The organism is Psychrobacter sp. N25K4-3-2, from assembly GCF_015351755.1.
Taxonomy (GTDB): domain Bacteria; phylum Pseudomonadota; class Gammaproteobacteria; order Pseudomonadales; family Moraxellaceae; genus Psychrobacter; species Psychrobacter glaciei.
The window spans coordinates 856,783-877,482 of record NZ_JADKLX010000001.1 but is presented as its reverse complement, the minus strand read 5'-3'; the positions used below and the strand labels follow the sequence as shown (position 1 = coordinate 877,482).

16 protein-coding genes are annotated in these 20,700 nt (G+C 42.2%); 9 read left to right on the top strand and 7 right to left on the bottom strand.

Annotation, left to right across the window (positions count from 1 at the left end; all coding sequences use genetic code 11):
- The first annotated feature begins 192 nt into the window (after nucleotides 1–192).
- The gene (locus IOD06_RS03450; protein WP_010196371.1) at nucleotides 193–1,431 is read left to right on the top strand and encodes an argininosuccinate synthase; all 1,239 of its coding nucleotides are present in this window, start codon (nucleotides 193–195) and stop codon (nucleotides 1,429–1,431) included.
- A 110-nt stretch (nucleotides 1,432–1,541) separates the two neighbouring features.
- Here IOD06_RS03450 and IOD06_RS03445 read toward each other — a convergent pair whose 3' ends face one another.
- Nucleotides 1,542–2,819: a hypothetical protein gene (locus tag IOD06_RS03445; RefSeq protein WP_194619125.1), complete on the bottom strand. Its 1,278-nt coding sequence runs from the start codon at nucleotides 2,817–2,819 to the stop codon at nucleotides 1,542–1,544.
- Nucleotides 2,820–2,959: 140 nt separating this feature from the next.
- On the opposite strand from IOD06_RS03445, the gene IOD06_RS03440 reads away from it, so the two are divergent.
- Nucleotides 2,960–3,475 (top strand): L,D-transpeptidase, encoded by a 516-nt coding sequence (locus tag IOD06_RS03440; RefSeq protein WP_194619124.1) that lies wholly within the window; start codon nucleotides 2,960–2,962, stop codon nucleotides 3,473–3,475.
- A 148-nt stretch (nucleotides 3,476–3,623) separates the two neighbouring features.
- On the opposite strand, the gene IOD06_RS03435 is transcribed toward IOD06_RS03440, so the two are convergent.
- The gene (locus IOD06_RS03435; RefSeq protein ID WP_194619122.1) at nucleotides 3,624–5,204 is read right to left on the bottom strand and encodes a CYTH and CHAD domain-containing protein; all 1,581 of its coding nucleotides are present in this window, start codon (nucleotides 5,202–5,204) and stop codon (nucleotides 3,624–3,626) included.
- Between the two features lie 243 nt (nucleotides 5,205–5,447).
- Between IOD06_RS03435 and IOD06_RS03430 the strand changes: the two genes are divergently transcribed.
- Entirely contained in the window at nucleotides 5,448–6,668 is a 1,221-nt protein-coding gene (locus tag IOD06_RS03430; protein ID WP_194619120.1) for a DUF4349 domain-containing protein, read from the top strand.
- A 171-nt stretch (nucleotides 6,669–6,839) separates the two neighbouring features.
- Here IOD06_RS03430 and IOD06_RS03425 read toward each other — a convergent pair whose 3' ends face one another.
- Nucleotides 6,840–8,426, bottom strand: a complete 1,587-nt coding sequence (locus IOD06_RS03425; RefSeq protein WP_189580155.1) for an isocitrate lyase — start codon at nucleotides 8,424–8,426, stop codon at nucleotides 6,840–6,842.
- A 783-nt stretch (nucleotides 8,427–9,209) separates the two neighbouring features.
- Between IOD06_RS03425 and IOD06_RS03420 the strand changes: the two genes are divergently transcribed.
- Both IOD06_RS03420 and IOD06_RS03415 read left to right on the top strand, forming a co-directional pair.
- Nucleotides 9,210–10,199, top strand: coding sequence for a LysR family transcriptional regulator (locus IOD06_RS03420; RefSeq protein WP_010196381.1), 990 nt, complete (start codon nucleotides 9,210–9,212; stop codon nucleotides 10,197–10,199).
- Between the two features lie 391 nt (nucleotides 10,200–10,590).
- Nucleotides 10,591–11,964 (top strand): NAD-dependent succinate-semialdehyde dehydrogenase, encoded by a 1,374-nt coding sequence (locus tag IOD06_RS03415; protein ID WP_189580158.1) that lies wholly within the window; start codon nucleotides 10,591–10,593, stop codon nucleotides 11,962–11,964.
- 153 nt (nucleotides 11,965–12,117) lie between these two features.
- Here the strand turns inward: IOD06_RS03415 and purN are convergent, their stop codons facing one another.
- Together purN and purM are read right to left on the bottom strand one after the other, a co-directional pair.
- On the bottom strand, nucleotides 12,118–12,810 hold the full coding sequence (purN, locus tag IOD06_RS03410) for a phosphoribosylglycinamide formyltransferase (RefSeq protein ID WP_194619118.1): 693 nt from the start codon (nucleotides 12,808–12,810) through the stop codon (nucleotides 12,118–12,120).
- Nucleotides 12,810–13,859 carry a phosphoribosylformylglycinamidine cyclo-ligase gene (gene purM, locus IOD06_RS03405; RefSeq protein ID WP_194619116.1) on the bottom strand — a complete coding sequence of 350 codons (1,050 nt, stop codon included), beginning with the start codon at nucleotides 13,857–13,859 and terminating at the stop codon, nucleotides 12,810–12,812. The genes purN and purM overlap by 1 nt, the downstream gene beginning before the upstream one ends.
- A gap of 350 nt (nucleotides 13,860–14,209) precedes the next feature.
- On the opposite strand from purM, the gene IOD06_RS03400 reads away from it, so the two are divergent.
- From IOD06_RS03400 to IOD06_RS03390, 3 genes are all read left to right on the top strand, one after another.
- Nucleotides 14,210–15,313, top strand: coding sequence for an AI-2E family transporter (locus IOD06_RS03400; RefSeq protein WP_194619114.1), 1,104 nt, complete (start codon nucleotides 14,210–14,212; stop codon nucleotides 15,311–15,313).
- A gap of 325 nt (nucleotides 15,314–15,638) precedes the next feature.
- Entirely contained in the window at nucleotides 15,639–16,442 is an 804-nt protein-coding gene (gene hda / locus IOD06_RS03395) for a DnaA regulatory inactivator Hda (protein ID WP_010196392.1), read from the top strand.
- A 71-nt stretch (nucleotides 16,443–16,513) separates the two neighbouring features.
- Nucleotides 16,514–17,221, top strand: coding sequence for a DUF2057 family protein (locus IOD06_RS03390; RefSeq protein ID WP_189580170.1), 708 nt, complete (start codon nucleotides 16,514–16,516; stop codon nucleotides 17,219–17,221).
- Nucleotides 17,222–17,344: 123 nt separating this feature from the next.
- Here the strand turns inward: IOD06_RS03390 and IOD06_RS03385 are convergent, their stop codons facing one another.
- Nucleotides 17,345–17,830 (bottom strand): Dps family protein, encoded by a 486-nt coding sequence (locus IOD06_RS03385; RefSeq protein WP_189580173.1) that lies wholly within the window; start codon nucleotides 17,828–17,830, stop codon nucleotides 17,345–17,347.
- Nucleotides 17,831–18,069: 239 nt separating this feature from the next.
- The gene (locus tag IOD06_RS03380; RefSeq protein ID WP_010196398.1) at nucleotides 18,070–18,729 is read right to left on the bottom strand and encodes a YcxB family protein; all 660 of its coding nucleotides are present in this window, start codon (nucleotides 18,727–18,729) and stop codon (nucleotides 18,070–18,072) included.
- Nucleotides 18,730–19,168: 439 nt separating this feature from the next.
- On the opposite strand from IOD06_RS03380, the gene serS reads away from it, so the two are divergent.
- A complete protein-coding gene (gene serS, locus IOD06_RS03375) occupies nucleotides 19,169–20,455 on the top strand; it encodes a serine--tRNA ligase (RefSeq protein ID WP_194619112.1) in 1,287 nt (428 codons plus the stop codon).
- Nucleotides 20,456–20,700 lie beyond the last annotated feature (245 nt).

The following is a 20,700-nucleotide window of genomic DNA, read 5'->3' as shown; positions in this document are numbered from 1 at the left end:
AGGATTTTATGCACATAATGGCGGGAGACGATAAGCAAATGAAGGCCAAAAGCTAGCACCTTGTGGCAGTTACACTTTTGCCGATAGTAAATATGATGTACACTGAGCAAGCAATGTATCTTTTGATTGATTCTTAGCGTCTTTTACCCTTAGCATAGTTCACACAGTCAATTCTCATAATAGGAGTTATTCATGGCTCAGCTTGATCCAAAAAATATTAATAAAATCGTACTGGCCTATTCAGGTGGTCTTGATACCTCAATCATCGCAAAATGGCTACAAGTAACCTATGATGCCGAAGTGATTACCTTCACTGCTGATATCGGTCAAGGCGAAGAAGTTGAGCCAGCACGAGCCAAAGCTAAAGCCATGGGCATCAAGCACATTCATATCGAAGACTTGCGTGAAGAGTTTGCCCGTGATTATGTATTCCCAATGTTCCGTGCCAACGCCATCTATGAAGGCGAGTATCTGCTAGGTACTTCTATTGCGCGCCCATTAATTGCCAAGCGTTTGGTTGAGATTGCCAAAGAGCACAACGCCGATGCGATCAGCCATGGTGCGACTGGTAAAGGTAATGACCAAGTACGTTTTGAGCTTGGTGCAGTTGCCTTGTCTCCAGACGTTGTGACCATTGCCCCTTGGCGTGAGTGGGATTTATCAAGCCGTGAGAGCTTGATGGAATATGCCAAAGAGCATGACATTGCCATCGACTATGCAGGTAATAAGAAAAAATCACCTTATTCTATGGATGCCAACTTACTGCACATCTCTTATGAAGGTGGTATCTTAGAAGATCCCTATGCCGAAGCAGAAGATGATATGTGGCGTTGGTCAGTCAGCCCAGAGCAAGCCCCTGACGAAGCCCAGTATCTAGAGCTAGAATATGAAAAAGGCGACATCGTTGCTATCGATGGCGAGCGTCTCAAGCCTTATGAAGTGATGATTAAGCTCAACGAAATCGGTGGCAGTCATGGTATCGGACGTTTGGATATCGTAGAGAACCGTTATGTAGGCATGAAGTCACGTGGCTGCTATGAGACGCCAGCAGGTAACATTATGCTAAAAGCACATCGCGGTATTGAGTCGCTAACGCTAGACCGTGAAGCTGCGCATCTAAAAGATGAGCTGATGCCGCGCTATGCAAAAATCATTTATAACGGCTACTGGTTCAGCCCTGAGCGTATGATGCTACAGGCGTTGATTGACAAATCACAAGAGTATGTCAACGGTACGGTTCGCGTGAAACTATATAAAGGTGCTGTGAGTGTCGTCGGTCGTAAATCAGACGATTCACTATTTGATGAAAAAATTGCTACTTTTGAAGATGATGCTGGTGCGTATGATCAAAAAGATGCCGAAGGTTTCATTCGTTTGAACGGATTACGTTTGGCGATCGAAGCCAGCCGTGGTCGTGATTTATCTAAGTAAGTTTTTTGGCTACTTATAGCCAATTAGGAACTTAGATCGCACAACAAAAAAGAGACTCTATGTTGATAGGGTCTCTTTTTTTATGGCTGCTTTTTTATGACTATCCGTGTCTACTCAGTTTTTGCAGTGTCTGCAATGACAGGCTCATCATCATCTACTTTTACGATAGCCACATCTTGCTGCTGACGTTCTTCGAGGAGGTCCTGCTCTATGACCTCTTCTGTTGCAAGGATAGCACCATCAGATTTTTGGCTTTGATATTTGAGAGTGGCGAGCGCACCAAGAATACCGATGACGACAAGAATGATGAGAATAACGGGATTTTTCCAAAGCGGTGTTGAGGTCTCATACTCAATCGGTTTTTCACTGATCGTTGCCGGTGTGTTGTCGTTATTGCCACCGATCAACCCCAAGCTAACCAATGGCGGTTTCGGGGGATTTGCAGGTTCAGAGTTTACGCGCAGACGGTTTCGGCTGAGATAGATATCCGAGATTTTAGCCAGCTGTAACAACCAGCGCTGGTGGGGTAACGCAATTGCCTGCATTTCTACAAACACCAACATGTCATTATGGCGGCCTTGCTGCAAATTATCAGGTGAGCGCCCGATGGCTTTTAGGTAGTTGCCAGTTGCCAATTGCATGTCTTGCACAGGATCATGATTTTCAGGTTTGAATCCACTCAGCTCATACCAGTAAGGATCAAAAGGAGGCGGAGTGCTTGATAACTGCTCAGCATTTAATAAAGTACGCTCCGCATTACTCTCTAAATTGTTCTCTATAGCTTCAACAGATTTTACCGCTTCAGTAGTTGATTCGGGCACGTCACTATTGCTTTCTGTCTCAGCAGATAAGGTATGTGTATGCTCTGGACTAAAACGTGCCGCTGATAAAAACTGTGGTTGTAAGGCGAACCATTTATTAATTTCATCATTATCGAGTTGACTGTATTCTGCCAAGATAGCCAGCTCACGGAGTACAATCACACACAAAGCGGTGAGTAAAATTTGTGCTTGTTGCGTCGTTGCATCAATCTTCTCAGCGATATGTTCGCTTGCCTTTATGACACGGGCATTATCGCTAAATACAGCATCTGCTGCATCGTGACGATGGTACATTGTGGCGCTAATGGTTGCAAAGTTCATTGAGTTATACTGTCGTAACTCTTTAACAGCACTACGACTAAATAGCTTTTTGCTGACTGATTGTCCCTGATAACGCTGCTGATAGGCGAGAAGCGCACTTACGATGGCTTGTAGACTGGCATCCATCCCTAAGCGAGCTTGTGGTAGAGAGAGCTGTGCAGCATCGGCCAAAAGTGACAGCATCGGCTGGGTATCATGATATAAAAAATCATACATCGACACACGTGTCGGTGAAATAGTCGTCATAATCTGCTAGCATCAAAAAGTGTGCCCCTATATTACGGTGCCAAATGTCTTGATACAATCCCTTGATAATAGAAATTTTCAATCATTTTGCTAATAACCTTGATAGTAATCTGATGAATGACTGATAGTCGGAAGCATTTATGACCAATAATAAGACGCTTGATAAACAACTCGTGATTAATATCGCTGAGCAAACATTAACGATGTACCAGCAGCAGACTGAGGTTGTGAGATACGTAGTCTCCACTGCAAAGAATGGTATTGGTAGTCAGCAGGATAGTGGTTGCACGCCGCTCGGTAGGCATACCATTGAACAGAAAATAGGTGGTAGCGAGCCTATGAATGCTGTGTTTATAGGGCGTGTCCCTACAGGCGAAGTGTATAGTGCGGATTTTGGCGTACTACATCCTGAGCGCGACTGGATACTGAGCCGTATTTTATGGTTAAGCGGTCTTGAGGAAGGCGTTAATAAAGGCAGAAACAGCCAAGGCAGCTGTGATACTTATCAGCGCTATATCTATATCCATGGCACGCCAGACAGCGAACCGATGAGCGCACCTTACTCACACGGCTGCGTCCGTATGCGTAATCAAGACATTATTGAGCTGTTTGAACAAGTCGAAGAGGGCATGCCCGTTACGATCGTTGTTGATTAGGTCGTGTTGCGTACAAATTTAGCCATGGCGCTGATAGACACTATTTAAATACGATAAAAAAATACAGCCTGTTATACAACAAGCTGTATTTTTTATGGAACGTTCTTATTTTATGAGAGTAGTGTCCGTCTTAAAAATAATATTACTACTACCAAAACGTTGAGCTGTCCGCAAATTTTGCTAAACGTGCGTCAATATGACTTTGGTCATCAGTCAGTATGGCTGCAAACCAACCCGCGCCATATAAAGCATTAGCATCTGTTGTTGATTTTAGATTGTAGAACTGCTGATATTGATTATCATCGTTCAGTTGTTCTAACGCTTTTTGCGCTTTTATCAGCCGTTTTAGCCAACGTTTGGTTTTCTTCTTAGCTTTTTTCTTACTTAGTAAAGGTACGGAGAATTCACTGATGTAACGCAAATCTCTTAACTGATTGAGCAACTCGCTTTCAGGTTGGTCATTATGAGCGATGTCTTCGTCTACATCATCGCTCATAAGCTCGGTAACACTTACTTCGTCAGTTTTTTTATTGGTTTTAAGGCATTTTTTATATTGTTTGGAGAGGACTTTTTCCATCTTGTCGCGGGCAAGCTGATCAGTCTGAGGTTCAATGCTTGGGTCGCTCATGGTAAAGGCAATTAGCTCTAGCAAGGTTATTTGAAAATCATTAGCTTGCAGCGTATTAATGGGTGTAATTTTAATATTTTCGATATCTGTCGTCCAGTCAACGGCAGGCGCGCCACATGCTTGTAGCTCAGGTTCGATCTGTGCATTGATATAAGAAAGCTGATAATAATCGCTAAGTAAGTTCGCAGTTTGATTAAGTATCGGCAGCCATTCAGGGTTAATTTCATCAGAGAAGTCGACAAATGCTTTCAACGCAGTACGCAAGCGATCAATACCAATCCGTAATTGTAAAGTATGATTATCATCTATGCTGCCAGCGACGATAGCACTACTATTTGGTAGTATCTGCAATAAGCAATTGTGTACTACCGCACGTATAAAGCCAGGTGCACTGCTGTCTTTGTCTATTTGCAATTGACTTAGGCTTGCGTTGACTGCAGGACTGTGGCTCTGCTCATTAATAAGTAAGCCGCCATTTTCGGCTTTGGTGACGGTAGATAGACACAGCTTATAGCGCTTGCACCATGTTTTGGCAGTCGTAAATAGAAAATCTAAATCTCCTGACACCAATTCAAACTCTATCTCTCGAATGGCTTTGCGCCGAGTTTCATCAGTACCATGAATAATTTCTCCCTGATCATAAGCCATTTCGATACAATTATCGGTTTCATCCTCATTACTTTCTGTTAGCAACCGCGTAGTGCGCTCGACGTCAGTAACATAAAGTCGTGTTAGCGTCTTTGCTAGCTTTTTGAGTTTAAAATCAGCCAATGCCTCAGCGATTGGAGTGTCTTCATATATTGTCAAATCAGGCATGAGCTCATGATTATCGAGCATCGTTTGTACTTGCTCATTATCGAGCACGGCATTATGCTCTAAGCGCGCCGCAATCCCATCACCACCCGCTTTGATAGTCTGTACCCATGTATCACCTTCTTTGCGAATACGCAGGCCTATACTTGCTTGTGCAAGCTGCTGGTCAGGCGTATCGTAATAGTGTGCCGCCAGTTGCAGTACTTGTGACGATTTAACGTGCGTTTGACGCATCAAACCTTTTAACCGCGATTCTGGCACCAAAAACTTCAGCTCTATTTCTTGCATCGTATTTTCCTAGTCAGGTAATCAAATTTCGATAATCATAGATAGTCAGGTATTAGTGGTTCGATAATTATAGTTCGAGAATCATAGTCAACTGACTAACATCGTATGAAAGCTGCCTCATAATGACAAGTGAAATTTTGACAGTTTGCATGCGTTTTATGCTTAGCAATATACTTTTGGCAAATAATCATTATAATCAAGGCAAGGAATTAAACAAAAGTAAGATAAAATGGAGTTACAGCGATGAAAACGAGGCTAAAAAAGACAGGGGCTTTTTCTGTAAGACAAGCCCTCAAATCAAACACGTCAGCATCAGATTACAGTGACTCCATCTTCCAAACGGCGACCTGGGTTAAAGTATGTAGCGTTATAGCCTTGACTGCTATTATCGCTAGTGGCTGCAGTCAACAAAATGAGGAATATGAATCAGAACAAAGTAGCGCTGAGACCGAATATGTGGCTACGGAACAAGCGATTGAAGAGATAGCGGATCAGGGTGCTGATATATCAGATACTAATAATGAAGACTCACCTAAGTTACAAGTACAAAACCTATCTAATGATAGTGAGCAAACCCTTAATAGCCAAGCGGCTGATATAAAAATAGCAGATAAGACCTTACTTATCAACGCGGCAGCTGACTTTAAAGTAGAGGATGTGGTAGAGAGTAGTAGCGCTATTGAAAGTTTAACCTATCAGCAAAAGGGTTACGTTGCATCAAGTCATATTAGCAATCGGGAGCGTGATAGTCGTGGTTTTGTGCAAGGGGATAAGAACGTTGTTTTGACAACCTATTATCGACAAGCTGAGATGACCGTACGTATCCCTAGACAAAACGTGAACAAGTTCCTAAAACAAGTACAGCAGCAAGTGGCTTTTTTGAATGAGCAGGAATTCTCAGCTCAAGACGTCACTTTGGATATATATCGTGAGCAACTGGCAAGTAAGCTCAATAGCGATATGGCAAAGGATCTCAGTCAAGAACGGCTTGATAGCAAAAATGATAAAGATCAAACCAGTAATGTCGATACGATCACCGCCACCTATGCGGCGCGGCAACAGCAGGAATATGCGCAGTTAGAGCAAATGAATATTGCGGATAGAGTGAAATACAGTACGATCAACTTAACCTTTACGCAACCGGATATTAGTTATAAAGAAACGACGCAAAATATAGATCTACTGATAGAAGCTGAACGTCCAAGCTTTAGCACACAAGTGGGTCAGGCATTCAAAGAGGGTTGGGAGATGTTAAGAGAAGTCGCCATCACTTTGATTAGACTATGGTGGCTTGTCGTATTAGTAGGGGTTTTTTATATGGTTTATAGAGTTATAAAAACACTGTATCGCACATTTCGTAGAAGTACTAGGCGTATGAACCACGCCAAGCTCAACGCAAAACGTAGGTCTGATATGAAAACTAAGGGTAATAGCCATACTGATGACCGTCATTCTAACGATTAAAGCGCGTTTTCTATCGAGAGTCAGTTTTTGAGATGCTTGTTATTCAACTGAGTTTTTGATTGTATTCTTTATAGTGGGTAACGTCTGCCCATAAAAAAGCCGCCCTACATGATGTAGGGCGGCTTTTTTTATAACTTTTACTGATAAAAATTACTTACAAAGTGTCGGTGATTAGAACTGGTTCATCGTGTTCTTGCCGCCGCCAGCTTTCAGAGCATTATCGCCTGAGAAGATTTCTTTGTGATCATCGCCAAGGTCAGAACCTGCCATTGCTTGGTGCTTAACACAAGAGATGCCTTCACGGATTTCTTTACGTTGTACGCCAGCAGCATAAGCAAGCATACCTTCTTCACCGAAGTAGCCTTTAGCAAGTTCATGAACGCTAAGAGCAGTCGTGTGGTAAGTTGGTAGGGTGATTAAGTGATGGAATACACCAGCTTCACGTGACGCGTCTTTTTGGAAGTTTTTAGCCGCTTCATCAGCCGCTGCATCCAATTCAGTACCGTCATAATCAGCACTCATCAAGTCATTCTTGTTGTATGCTGAAACGTCTTTACCAGCTTCTTCCCACTCTGCAATAACTTGCTTACGGAAGTTTAGCGTCCAGTTGAACGATGGGCTGTTGTTATAAACAAGCTTCGCTTTTGGTTGCTCTTCTTTAATACGATCAACCATCATTTTGATGTGTTCAACGTTTGGCGTAGGCGTTTCGATCCATAGTAGATCAGCACCGTTTTCTAGAGCAGTTACGCAATCAAGTACAACGCGATCGATGTTGGTGTCTTCACGGAATTGATACAAGCCGTTTTGCAAGCGAACAGGGCGTACTAGTTTGCCGTTGTGCTTAAGCAAGCTGTCGTTTTCTAGAGCATCTTCTAGCGTTACTTCTTCCATTTCGATAAAATCGATATATTTAGAAGCAAGATCGCCTGGCTCATTTGATACTGGTATTTTTTGCGTAAGTGACGCGCCTTCAGAATCAGTACGAGCAACGATAACACCGTCTTCAACACCAAGCTCTAAGAATGCATAACGAATAGCATTTATCTTAGAGATGAAGTCTTCATGCGGTACAGTTACTTTACCAGCCTGATGACCACATTGCTTAGCATCAGATACTTGGTTTTCAACCTGAATAGCACAAGCACCAGCTTCAATCATTTGCTTAGTTAGCAAGTAAGTCGCTTCTTCGTTACCGAAACCCGCATCGATATCAGCAATGATTGGCACAACATGCGAATCAAAGTTTTCGATTTTTTCTAGAATAGCTGAGGTGTCTTGACCCGCTTCTTCAGCAGCGTTTAGCTCACGGAAATAGTCATTCAATACTTTAGCATCAGCTTGACGTAGGAACGTATAGATCTCTGCGATTAGCTTAGGTACTGACGTTTTTTCGTGCATTGATTGGTCAGGTAGAGGACCAAACTCAGAGCGTAATGCTGCTACCATCCAACCTGATAGATAGATGTAAGTTTTAGCAGTAGTACCAAAGTATTTTTTCTTAGCATACATCGTTTGTTGTGCAACAAAACCATGCCAAGCACCTAGAGACTGAGTGTACTGAGACGTATCGTTGTCATAGTCTTCCATGTCTTGGCGCATGATTTTTGCAGTATACTTTGCAATATCTAAACCGGTTTTGAAGCGGTTTTGTGCCATCATACGTGCAGCATCAGTTTCGCTGATATTTTGCCAGTTACCGTGTTTTTGCTTTAATTCACGTACTAGATCGATCGCTGACTTATAAACAGTTGACATATATAGTCTCCTTGGTGGGGTGTAAAAACGATAAAAATTAAGTGATAAAAAATGATTACGACTGTCTGTTATTAAAAGAAATAGAATAAGATTTTATTAACGTCATCGACATCTAATAAGAATGGACATCATTAAAAAGGATGGATGGTTATATTCGCCAAAAATAAATGTCTATCAAACGTAGCTCCACTTACCCTAAACAAACCTATCTATAAACACAAGGAATTTGCTGAACTCAGCAGTTGACAAATTATCTGGTACAGGGCGATAACTTTGCGCTCACTCAGTATGTTTTATAGACTGCCAAAACAATTATAGAGTTGTGATTTCATAATTGGCGATGAGAGGTGTTACAATAATCAATGATGCTATCGTCCAAAAAATATAATCGTCTAAAAGTTAATTTAGTAGTATTGATGGTCAATTCATTATGTTTTGCTATCGATATAGACCATTAAAATATAGTGTTGGTCAGTAAGGCTTATAATCAGCATCTCAACCGACAGTTTCTTGCTTACATGATGACTTGTCTGTGTCACTTACTATAACTGCCTTACCAAGATTTATCTAATTTATGATAGTTATCTTGGGTATTTTATTTAGTTATAATATATAAAAAACAATGTCTTATGATTACTGGTTTGCGTTATAATTGGCAAATACTAGAAAATTTTAATCAAAAAAACAACGATATTGTGCGGTTCTAGAGAATAAATCTCTATGACAGCATTAAAAATACCAATATTTAAAATGGTATTTATTCTAAGGCAAAGAGAAATATATATGAATTTGCAGCGGGTTGATTTAAATTTATTGGTACATTTAGATGTATTGTTACGAGAAAAAAACGTGACACGTGCTGCCGAGCAGCTTGGCATTACTCAACCTGCTATGAGCAATATTTTACGGCGTTTACGTAAACTATTTAACGATCCATTACTGGTACGTTCATCAGAAGGCATGACACCAACTGAGCGCGCGCTTGAGCTACAGCCTCGTATCCGCGAGATATTGGCTGACTTGACCCAAGTTCTAGAGCCACGTACCGAATTTCGCCCTTATAGTACCTCACGTGTCTTTCGTATCATGACCTCAGACTATGCAGAGGCGACCTTAGTACCCAAACTGGTAAAAGCATTACGGTCTGAAGCACCCAATGTTATTTTGGATTTTTTGACGCCATCCGATGTCTCTTATCGCGATATGGAGCAGGGGCGCGTGGATTTGGCCATCAACCGCTTTAATGAAATACCGCAAAGCTTTCATCAAGTGTTGGTCTGGCGTGATACCTTCAGCTGTTTGTTGTCTTCTGACAGCCCTTATGCTAACCGCTTCAATCTCAAAAATTATCTAAAAGCGCAACACGTTTGGGTGTCCAAAACTGGGATGGGTGTAGGGTTTGGGGTCAACCCAGAAAAATCTGGTGGGTTGGGTTCTATCGATCAAGCACTGCAACGTTTGGGACAAAAACGCCAAATCAGCGTTTTTACCCGTCATTACCAAATGCCGGCTATGCTGGCAGCCAATAAAGATTTGATCGCGACATTGCCCACCCGTGTGGCAAAAATGCAGGCCAACAACGACAGTATAAAGATGGAAGAACCACCATTTTTTATCCCTGAGTTTGAGCTAACTATGGCGTGGTCACCTCTATTACAGCATCATCCAGCACATAGATGGTTGCGTCAGCTTATCATGCATGTGGCACGTCAAATCGTTGACGAAGAAGAAAATCCACCGCAAGACATTCCCATTATTAATCACTTGTTTTAATTGGTTTTTAAGCAATTACGCAATCAATATAGTCAGTTATTGAACTACTTAAAATACCGTTATCGAGCTCGTATTTCGTCCAGACCATGAACCAGCCTTATAATTAGGCTGGTTTTTTTGTTTAGTTTTTCTAAAAATAATTATTCAATATTTAATTATTTATTAATAAGATAGTCACACTATTAACATCTTCAACACACTTCACAATATATTGTAAAACTCTTCGCCGATTACCTTGTTATTATAGCTGCAGATGGAAGACGACTTACCGACATGTCGTTCTATCAGCGTGACAACTAAATAATTACAAGTCACGACTACACTGAAAGTCACGACTATACTAAATATATAAAATTCAAATATATAAAACCAAATAACAAGGGCAGCAATTATGTCAGACATTACTACTATCAACCCAACCACGGGCGAAGAGATCAAAAATTACGATTACATGAGTACAGATGAGGTCAACAAAATTGTTGATGCCTCACATAATGCGTTTTTAGAATGGCGCAAGGTGAGTCACGAAGAGCGTGGTCGTGCTATCAAATCTATCGGTGATAAGCTGATGGAATATAAAGAAGAGCTGTCTAAGCTAATGACTGAAGAGCGTGGCAAGCTTTATAGCCAGAGCTTACAAGAGTTGGATCTGTGTAAAGCAATCTGTGATTATACGGCTGAAAATGGTGTTGCTTCTTTAGCGGACGATGTACGTGATATCGAAGGCATGAAAAAAGGTATTGTATCGTATCAGCCTATCGGTATTATCTACGGTATGCAGCCTTGGAATTTCCCAGCATATCAGGTATTTCGTTACACCATTGCCAACTTGATGGCAGGTAACAGTATTCTACTAAAGCATGCGTCCAACGTGACGGGTTCAGGCTTACTGATAGAGAAAATACTTCACGAATCTGACTTGCCAAGCGATTTATTCCGCACTATTATCATTGATCATGATCAATCAGAAGCGTTGATTGGACACGATAAAGTACGCGGTGTGACATTGACTGGTAGTGACTCAGCAGGTGCTATTGTTGGACAACAAGCTGCTAAAGCGATCAAAAAAGCTGTACTAGAGCTTGGCTCAAATGATGCATTTATCGTATTAGAAGATGCTGATATAGAAGTGGCAGTAGAAACTTGTGCTCAAGCTCGCTTGATCAACAACGGCGAAACTTGTGTGGCTGCCAAACGCTTTATCGTCGTCGATAGTGTGTATGATGAATTCCGTAAGCGCATCGTCGAAAAGTTTGAAGGCACAAAAGCTGGTGACCCAATGGATGACAGTTCAGACATCGGTCCTCTAGCACGTATAGATCTACGAGAGCAGCTCCACGATCAAGTAGAAAAGAGTGTGGCTAAAGGTGCAACCATCGCTGTTGGTGGTACAGTTCCTGAAGGTAAAGGCAGTTTCTACCCAGCAACTATTCTAGAAAATGTGCAAAAAGGTCAGCCTGCATATGACGACGAATTGTTTGGTCCTGTCGCGTCACTCATTCGTGCCAAAGACGAAGAAGATGCTATGCGTATTGCCAACGACAGTCGCTACGGTTTAGGTGGTGCTATTTTCTCTAAAGATGAAGAGAAAGCCATTCGTTTAGCACGTGAGCAATTCGACACAGGTATGATTTACATCAATGGTTACGGTCTTGCCAATCCTGCACTGCCTTTTGGCGGCGTGAAAAACTCAGGTTATGGTCGTGAGCACGGTGGCTTCGGTGTGAAAGAGTTTGTCAACATCAAAGGTGTTCATGTATTTTAAGAATACATACCAACATGCTTATGACCATTTATATTTTTAAAATATAAATGGTCGTTAAATAAAAAAAGCCCAGTGACTCGTTATGAGTGACTGGGCTTTTTATTGTGTTATATAAATTACGTTATAAAAAAATAACTCAGCAAACTGAATTTTTTATACGTCTATAAATAGTTGTAGTGGCAATGCTGGCAAGTAAGTTGTAGCCTTTGACGAGATGTTATCTACTTCTAGCGATAACACATTTTTTGCTAACAGTAAAATCGTCCACGGCAGTAGCTGGTGTTCAAGCTTCTGTACCCGTGACTGTAAGCTTTCTACTGTGTCGTTGATATTGACGTTCAATACCGCTTGGGTTAACACTTGACCTGCATCAAGCTCAGCGGTGACGACATGGATACTACAGCCATGATGACATTCACCCGCTTGCAACACTCGTTGATGAGTATCTAGTCCTTTATAAACAGGCAGCAGAGAAGGGTGAAGATTGATCATCGGTGCTGGTGCATTATCGATAAATGAGCCGCTCAGCACCCGCATAAATCCAGCCAAAACAATTAAGTCAGGTTGCCACGCCATTAATTGGGCACTAGCATGGCTCTCAAAGGTTTTGATAGCCATGCGCTTACCGCTATCAGTGTGCGATAACACGGCGACAGGTATATTGGCTTGCTCAGCACGCTTGATAGCGTAGGCATCTTCACGGTTGCTGATGATACCTACTATTTCAATCGGGAGCGCGCCTGCTTGCATCGCATCTATTAAGACTTGTAGATTGCTACCACTACCTGATACTAGCACGGCAATACGTAACGGCTTGATGGGTTGGCTTGATTGATCAAGGGACATTAACGGTATACCACTGCGTCGGCTTCACGATTGATCATCTCACCCAGTTTCCAAGCATTCTCACCAGCATCATTCAATGTTTCAATTGCCTTGTCAGCGTGCGCTTTAGGCACAACAATCACAAAACCAACGCCGCAGTTAAAGGTGCGGTACATCTCACTTTGCTCGATATTACCTTGGGTTTGCAACCAAGTGAACAGCTCTGAAAACTGCCAGCTATTGGTATCGATGCTAGCGGCTAGCGTTTCAGGCAATACACGCGGTAAGTTATCCGTTAAGCCACCACCAGTAATATGCGACATGGCATGAAGGGCTGAACTGCCAAGGGTATCTTGTAGGGCTTTAATGGCTTTGACATAGATGCGTGTCGGTGCCATCAGCGCGTCTTGAATAGATTGACCATCTAACTGCTCATTGCTGCTAGTGACATCAATACCGCTGACTTCGATGACTTTACGTACTAGTGAGTAGCCATTAGAATGCGCGCCGCTTGAGGCAAGAGCGATTAAAACATCGCCTTCTGCAACATTCTCGCCAGTGATGACTTCCGCTTCTTCGACCACGCCCACACAAAATCCAGCAAGATCGTAATCATCGTCTTGGTACATGCCTGGCATCTCAGCAGTTTCGCCACCGATAAGTGCACAATTAGCCAGCTTACAACCATCACCAATGCCGCTGACGACAGTAGCAGCGACATCGACATCGAGTTTACCAGTTGCATAGTAATCTAAAAAGAATAAAGGCTCAGCACCGCACACCAATAAATCGTTGACACACATCGCTACCAAGTCGATGCCGATCGTCTCATGACGATTCAGCTGTAAGGCAAGCTTGAGCTTAGTACCGACACCGTCAGTACCAGAGACTAATAAAGGTGAGGTGTAACCTGTTGGAATACGGCACAACGCGCCAAAACCACCCAACCCACCCACGACTTCAGGACGAGTCGTGGCTTTTGCTACGGACTTGATTCGCTGAACCAATGCATCGCCTGCATCGATATCAACGCCGGCATCTTTGTAGCTTAACGAAGGCTTGTCACTCATAGTCATCTCACAGTTGGGGAATATAATTAGAATTAAAAGGTAAAGTCATTGATTATGCAAAAATCAAGGTTATAAGGTTTGAAGATAGTGGGCGCATTATACCTAATAATAGACCTCACTCGCAAAGCAACTTGCCAATATTCGGCTAAGATTAAAGATAAGCGACAAATTAAACGCTAAGAAACAAAAAATGACTGCTTTTTTTATCTACTCTGCGATAATAAAGTACTTAGAATCAAAGCACTTAGAATTTATAGACGTAAAGATAACCAGACAGTTATTTGCTAGCAATAAAATTGCCCTTTTAACGATAGGTTATCGATATCAGCTTACTTGTAGGATAGCCCTTAATGATCAACCAATCGATTGACCCTTTTTTTCGGCGTTTATTTATCGTCGTCGCGCTTATCATCACCTTCGTTTTGCTGTATTTAATGCTACCAGTCATTCTGCCGTTCATTTTTGCTTTTGTGCTCGCTTATTTATTCAATCCGCTGGTCAAGCGTCTCTCGAAATACATTAAACGCTGGATAGCCATTATTATTGTCTATTCTACCATTACCTTGGGGATGGTACTGCTGCTTTGGTGGTTGATACCAACATTGTGGCATCAGCTACAAGCGGCTTGGGAATATTTGCCTAAAGTGTTGAGCTGGTACAATGAGGTAGTACGCCAGTGGTTGATCGCCAATACCAATATTCGCTTACCCCTACTAGAAGCGAAGGGCGTTTCTGAAACGTTGGTTGAATACCTGCAAACGCATTATAAGTTCTCTGATGCCAGCTCGATGATGAGTCAAGTGCTTGCTTCGAGTATGAGTTTTATCAATAATGCAGGATTGATTGTTTTAGTGCCCATTTTAACCTTTTATTTCTTGTTCAATTGGGACAAACGCCTGCAGATGTGGAGGATGGCGATTCCAGCACCATACTGCAAAAAAGTCATTGGTATTGCCCAAGAGTGTGATCGGGCATTAATGGCGTTTATCAAAGGTCAGTTGTTGGTGATGGTTTTATTGGGTGCCATTTATGCCGTACAGCTACAACTTATTGGGCTGGAGCTAGGTCTTATTATCGGGATGGTGGCTGGTATCGCCAGCTTCGTACCTTATCTGGGCTTTGGTATTGGTTTTATCGCGGCAATTATCGCTTGTTTATTCCAGTTCGGCTTAAATTGGACATATCTGTCATTGATCGTTGGCGCGTTTTTAGTGGGACAAGCCGCAGAGGGCTATATCCTACAGCCTTTATTACTAGGTGATAAAATTGGATTGTCACCATTATGGGTCATATTCGCGGTACTAGCTGGCGCGAGCCTACTGGGTTTCGTTGGTATGCTTATCGCGCTACCAGTATCCGCGGTCATTAACGTATTATTCCGCCATTTGTACAGTTATTATCTCTCCACGGACTTTTATAAAGGTCGGAAACAGTTGGTGTTATTTAAAAAATAATGAACATCTTGTCATTGAAAGTTGATAAATTTATTAGATAATAAACATGAAATTTGGGCTTGATGGATGATGACTGACAAAGCTTAGTAAGTAAAAGACTTGTCAGTCATTTTGCAAATATGTTATATATAGGCGCAGTAGTAGCGGTAATAGCCGTTACTATGATGGTTTTGATAAGCGTCGTCAGTTTTGATAATTGTCAGGTTAGACTAAGCTTGATTGAAACTTCAAATCTGTTTAAGCGTTTTTGATTAAGCCTGTTTAAAAGTTACCGAACCTTTTTCCTTTTTTACCTATTGCGCTACGCAAACCGAGTTGATGATTCATGGCAGAAGCCCAGCTAAGTCTCAATCTGGACATTAAGCATGATGCGAGTCTCAGTGACTTTGCCGGTCCCGGTTGGATGTCGATTATTGATGCAGTGCGGCAGCTACATGTCGGCCTGATTGGTCAGTTGTACCTGTTTGGCAGCCCCGCTACTGGCAAATCCCATTTACTATCCGCTATTTGTGAGTCTTTCATTGAAATGGACAAATCCGCGATTTGTTTGTCACTCAACGAATTGATTCATGCCGATGTCCATGTGCTCTCATCTTTAGAGAACTTCGACCTTATCGCAATCGATGATTTGGAAGTGCTGGAGCAGAGCAGTCAGTGGCAAGAAGCCTTATTCCATCTCATTAATCGCAGCCGTGAAGGTCAGCGCCAGTTATTATTTGCCGCCAATAAATCTGCCACTGACTTACCGTTTCAGCTGACAGACCTGCTCACTCGTTTGGCACAAGCGCCTACTTTTAAAGTACCAAATGGTCACGATCTCGCTGATCGTCAAGCCTTGTTGCAGTCTATCTTGCGTCGTCGCGGTTGGCAGTTTGATGAGCGTATTATTGATTATCTACTTACCGAAGGGCCGCATCGTATCGGTGCCATGATGGAGGTGCTCAACTACATCCAGCCGATGTTCTCAAACTTAGGGCGTAGTAATATCTCTAAGGCGGTAATCAGTGATGCCTTGCGTACGATTGATGAGCAAACGCTAGCGGCGGAGCTTGCAGATATTGCCCAAGAAACGCAAGTGGATAATGATGCCGCCAGTCAAGACCAACATACGATGCCACTCGATTTTTAATATTCAAAATGTAATTTATTTTATTCAAAATACCGCTGTTATCAATGCCTTTATTATCAATGGAACCACTTATGAAAACCAATGCTTCTTTACTAAAAAAACTGACCATCAGCACCTTACTAATTAGTGCAGGATCGGTGTCTATGCTCTCACATGCTGCTGTTACTTTGCTCGTCGATGACTATATCAAGGTGACCGCCATTAATGGTCAAGAAGTTCAACAGAGTGCCTTTCAGCCATTGACCAAAAAATTCACTTTGCAGCCTGGTCAGCACGCTATCACCGCGAAATATGACCGACTGTATCAGTTACCTCGCGACGAACATGATTATCTGCGTTCAGGAAATATTAGCGTGACAGCAGAGTTGGCAGACAATCAGACATACCGCTTGACCATGCCCAATCAACCAGAAAAATATGAAGCAGCCAAAGAGTATGCGGATCAACCAACCCTCGCAGTGCAGCAGAACAATACTATTGTCGCTAGTCAAAAAAGCATTGCAAACAACGACGGTGGTTTATTTGCTGGATTGGGCAAAGCGATAGGCGGTGTATTTGGTGGTAGCACTGATGCAGAATTACAAAACCAGCGTGCGATTGCGGCTATTGGTCAGCCATCAGTTACTGCCCAAAGCAACGTCAGCATAGCGCCAACGGCTCCTGTTAGACAGGCTACGAGTGTGAATACCTCTACCAACACGTTAGATGCATTTATGCAGGTTTGGCTACAAGCAACCCCTGCAGAGCGCGAAAAAATGCGTCAGTGGATTCAACAGTAAATCAATACTCTATAAAGTATTGATAATAATAAAAAATTATTGATAATAAAAAAGCACCCATATCGGGTGCTTTTTATTGTTCTACATTCGACTATTATTTAAATTATCGTGATCTGATGGTTATTAACCCAAAAAAGCGTTGTACATCCAGATCAGCTTTTCTTGCTCTTGCACATAGGCATCTACGAGGTCAGCGGTGCCTTGATCTTCACTTTCTGCTGCCAACGCTGATACTTTACGTTGCTCTACAATCAGCTCTTGTAGGCCAGTTACTACGCCTTTCACACAAGTATTGCCATCTTTGACGTTTTTGTCTTCTTTGATACTCGTATGCTGAGTAAAGTCGCTATACGCGTGGAGTGGGGTACCACCTAACGTCAAGATACGCTCAGCGATTTCATCGATTTGTACTTGTAGGCTGGTATACAGCGCTTCAAACTGTGGGTGCAAAGTAAAGAAATGCTCACCTTTGACATTCCAGTGGTAACCACGGACGTTGATATAGAACATGTGATAGCTTGATAGTAAGCTATTAAGCTCAGTGATTACAGCGCTCATATCTGCTTTTTCTAGGCCGATTTGGTTAGTAGCGTTATTAGAGTTACTCATAATATTATCCTTATAGTGTGAGTGTGGTTATACGGGATTAAATAAAGAAGAGTAGTTCTAGTCAATCAATATATAAAATATATCAATGTAAGCTCTATCTCTTCCTTTGATGCTTATAATAATAGCAAACTATTACTAATAAGTTAAATTTAATAAATACAATTTTATGATTTATTTTATAAAACTATAATTGGCTCTCTCTACCATTACTATAAATGATAGAGAAATGCTTACCTTCATTATGCTGGTGGCTGCAAGTTTTCAGGGTTTAATCCTTTAACGGGGATTACTTCTTGCAAATGCTGACGTACCGTATCAATAGGAAATTTTTGTGCTTGTAGACGTTTAGGGACAATCTGACTGCCTTGTTGACCTTTCATCTCAAACATCATAAAGATATAGTCGTCTGTTTCATCCCAGCTTTTGATAGCAGTCCAAGGTATAACGGCTTGTTGAGTGTTGCTCGCGCGCATTTGCATGCCACGCATTTGTGAGTTTTTCATCATATCAGGTTGATTGACGGGCATTGCCATCACTAAGCCATGCTTTTGTACACCCAACTTCATTTGGCGCATTTCATCTGGCATCTCTTGATCTGCCACTTGTTTTTCGAACTCTCTTTTGACGTACCATTTAAAACCTAAAGTGCGAACCAACAGATAAACCACCACTGAAACCAACATGACCCAAAAGATAATCGTGGAATAGCCGGTGACAAAGATTAACCCTGCAATGGCTAGTACCACCACCACCGCCATGATGATCCACTCTTTGGTCTTTAAACTTGATAGACCAAATGAAGGGCTGGCACTGGCAAACAGTTCATACTGTGCTTGGTGAAATTCAGCCTCAGTCAGGTTTAAGGCGACAGGTTGGAGCGTGTAAGGATACAGAGCCATAAAGGTTTCTCAAATACTTGTGTTAAAAGTGTTGGATTTAAATCGCCAAAGTGGAGCAGCTATGCGGTACTTGGCTGAAAATGTAAGAAAGGTATGCGCTTATCTTACCGAAAAGTATTCCTAAATGAAACATATAAGCAGGTCTGTTCGCTGATAGAGGCGATATTAATGGCATTAATAGAGAGGGGCGAGGCTTATTGGGGTGAGCTGAACGTTAGGCCATGTATTTAAGACAAATGTGATTTTCTATAGATAATAAAAGTAATAGATGAGAACTTAGTCAAAAGTAGCCAAAACATGGTCAAATCTGCTGCGTCTTGGTATTATAGCGGCTACAAGATATATTGATGCAAAACATAGCGGCGCAGGCATTAAGCGATTATTATATTAATAATATTTTTAACCCTTTTACTCACCTTTAGTGTTACAGGCAACTATTATGATTGATGCAAAACTCTTACGCGGCGATTTAAACGATTTACAACAGCAACTGGCCACTCGTGGTTATGCACTTGACATGGATTTTTGGCAAACCGTTGAGTCAGAACGTAAATCTTTGCAGATCAAAACTGAAGAGTTGCAGTCGCGCCGTAATGCTGGTGCTAAGCAAGTAGGCGCGCTAAAAAAATCAGGCGAAGATGCCAGTGAGCTATTGGCTGAGATGCAAAGTGTCAGCGGTGAGATTAAAGCTGCTGAAGATGAACTGCGCACTTTGCAGGAACGCATCACCAAAGCTGGCATGCAAATCCCTAATATTCCAGCAGCCGATGTGCCAGTGGGTACGTCAGAAGAGGACAACGTAGAAGTTCGCAAGTGGGGCACGCCGCGTACGTTTGATTTTGAGATTCAAGATCACACTTATATTGGCGAGACACTTGGTATGCTGGACTTTGAAGCGGCGACTAAGCTGACTGGCAGTCGCTTTAATGTGCTAAAAGGACAGTTGGCGCAGATGCATCGCGCACTGATTCAATTTATGCTGAATACGCATACCATGAAGTACGGCTATCTTGAGACCTATGTGCCTTATATTGTGAATTCAGACAGCCTCAAAGGTACGGGGCAATTGCCAAAGTTTGAAGATGATTTATTTAAATTGAAAAATCACACAAACAATGAAGACATGGACTTCTATCTCATTCCAACCGCTGAAGTGCCCATGACCAACTTGGTACGTGGCGAGCGTTTGGACATTAGCGAGCTGCCACTTAAATTTACCGCGCATACGCCTTGTTTCCGCAGTGAAGCGGGCTCTCATGGTCGTGATACCCGTGGTCTGATCCGTCAGCATCAGTTTGAAAAAGTTGAGATGGTCAATATTGCCACGGCTGAGCAGTCTGATGACTTGCTAGAAGCGATGACAGGACAGGCTGAATACATCTTGCAGCAGTTGAACCTGCCGTACCGCACTGTGCAGCTATGTACGAGTGATATGGGTTTTGCAGCACAAAAGACTTATGACATCGAAGTATGGTTACCGAGCCAAGATACGTACCGTGAAATCTCTAGCTGCTCTAACTGTGGTGACTTCCAAGCGCGCCGCATGGGCACACGTGTCAAAGACGGCAAGCAAACCAGCTTGGCTCATACTTTGAACGGTTCAGGTTTGGCCGTTGGTCGTACGCTATTGGCAGTTATGGAAAATCATCAAAACGCAGATGGCAGTATCACCATTCCAGAAGTATTGCGTCCGTTTATGGGCGGTGCTGAGACGATTTCAGTTTAATAGCTACCTTGCTTATACCAGCTGTGAGTTACTAAGATGACTCGCAGTTTTTTAATATAGGGTAGTTTGATAAAACTGATATAAATTACTGTGAAATACTCATCGCTAAGCCATGCCATTTTTTGGCGTGACTTGCATCAAATATGTTAATATTGCACTTTGATTTTATAGCCAACACGGTAAGGGCGCATTTTGCGTCCTTATTTTATTACCCTTTGAGTAAACTCTCCTCTTATCAGCCATAC

Coding starts and splice junctions, on each gene's coding strand:
- IOD06_RS03450 (WP_010196371.1), top strand. CDS start 193: ATGGCTCAGCTTGATCCAAAAAATATTAATAAAATCGTACTGGCCTAT.
- IOD06_RS03445 (WP_194619125.1), bottom strand. CDS start 2,819: ATGACGACTATTTCACCGACACGTGTGTCGATGTATGATTTTTTATAT.
- IOD06_RS03440 (WP_194619124.1), top strand. CDS start 2,960: ATGACCAATAATAAGACGCTTGATAAACAACTCGTGATTAATATCGCT.
- IOD06_RS03435 (WP_194619122.1), bottom strand. CDS start 5,204: ATGCAAGAAATAGAGCTGAAGTTTTTGGTGCCAGAATCGCGGTTAAAA.
- IOD06_RS03430 (WP_194619120.1), top strand. CDS start 5,448: ATGAAAACGAGGCTAAAAAAGACAGGGGCTTTTTCTGTAAGACAAGCC.
- IOD06_RS03425 (WP_189580155.1), bottom strand. CDS start 8,426: ATGTCAACTGTTTATAAGTCAGCGATCGATCTAGTACGTGAATTAAAG.
- IOD06_RS03420 (WP_010196381.1), top strand. CDS start 9,210: ATGAATTTGCAGCGGGTTGATTTAAATTTATTGGTACATTTAGATGTA.
- IOD06_RS03415 (WP_189580158.1), top strand. CDS start 10,591: ATGTCAGACATTACTACTATCAACCCAACCACGGGCGAAGAGATCAAA.
- purN (WP_194619118.1), bottom strand. CDS start 12,810: ATGTCCCTTGATCAATCAAGCCAACCCATCAAGCCGTTACGTATTGCC.
- purM (WP_194619116.1), bottom strand. CDS start 13,859: ATGAGTGACAAGCCTTCGTTAAGCTACAAAGATGCCGGCGTTGATATC.
- IOD06_RS03400 (WP_194619114.1), top strand. CDS start 14,210: ATGATCAACCAATCGATTGACCCTTTTTTTCGGCGTTTATTTATCGTC.
- hda (WP_010196392.1), top strand. CDS start 15,639: ATGGCAGAAGCCCAGCTAAGTCTCAATCTGGACATTAAGCATGATGCG.
- IOD06_RS03390 (WP_189580170.1), top strand. CDS start 16,514: ATGAAAACCAATGCTTCTTTACTAAAAAAACTGACCATCAGCACCTTA.
- IOD06_RS03385 (WP_189580173.1), bottom strand. CDS start 17,830: ATGAGTAACTCTAATAACGCTACTAACCAAATCGGCCTAGAAAAAGCA.
- IOD06_RS03380 (WP_010196398.1), bottom strand. CDS start 18,729: ATGGCTCTGTATCCTTACACGCTCCAACCTGTCGCCTTAAACCTGACT.
- serS (WP_194619112.1), top strand. CDS start 19,169: ATGATTGATGCAAAACTCTTACGCGGCGATTTAAACGATTTACAACAG.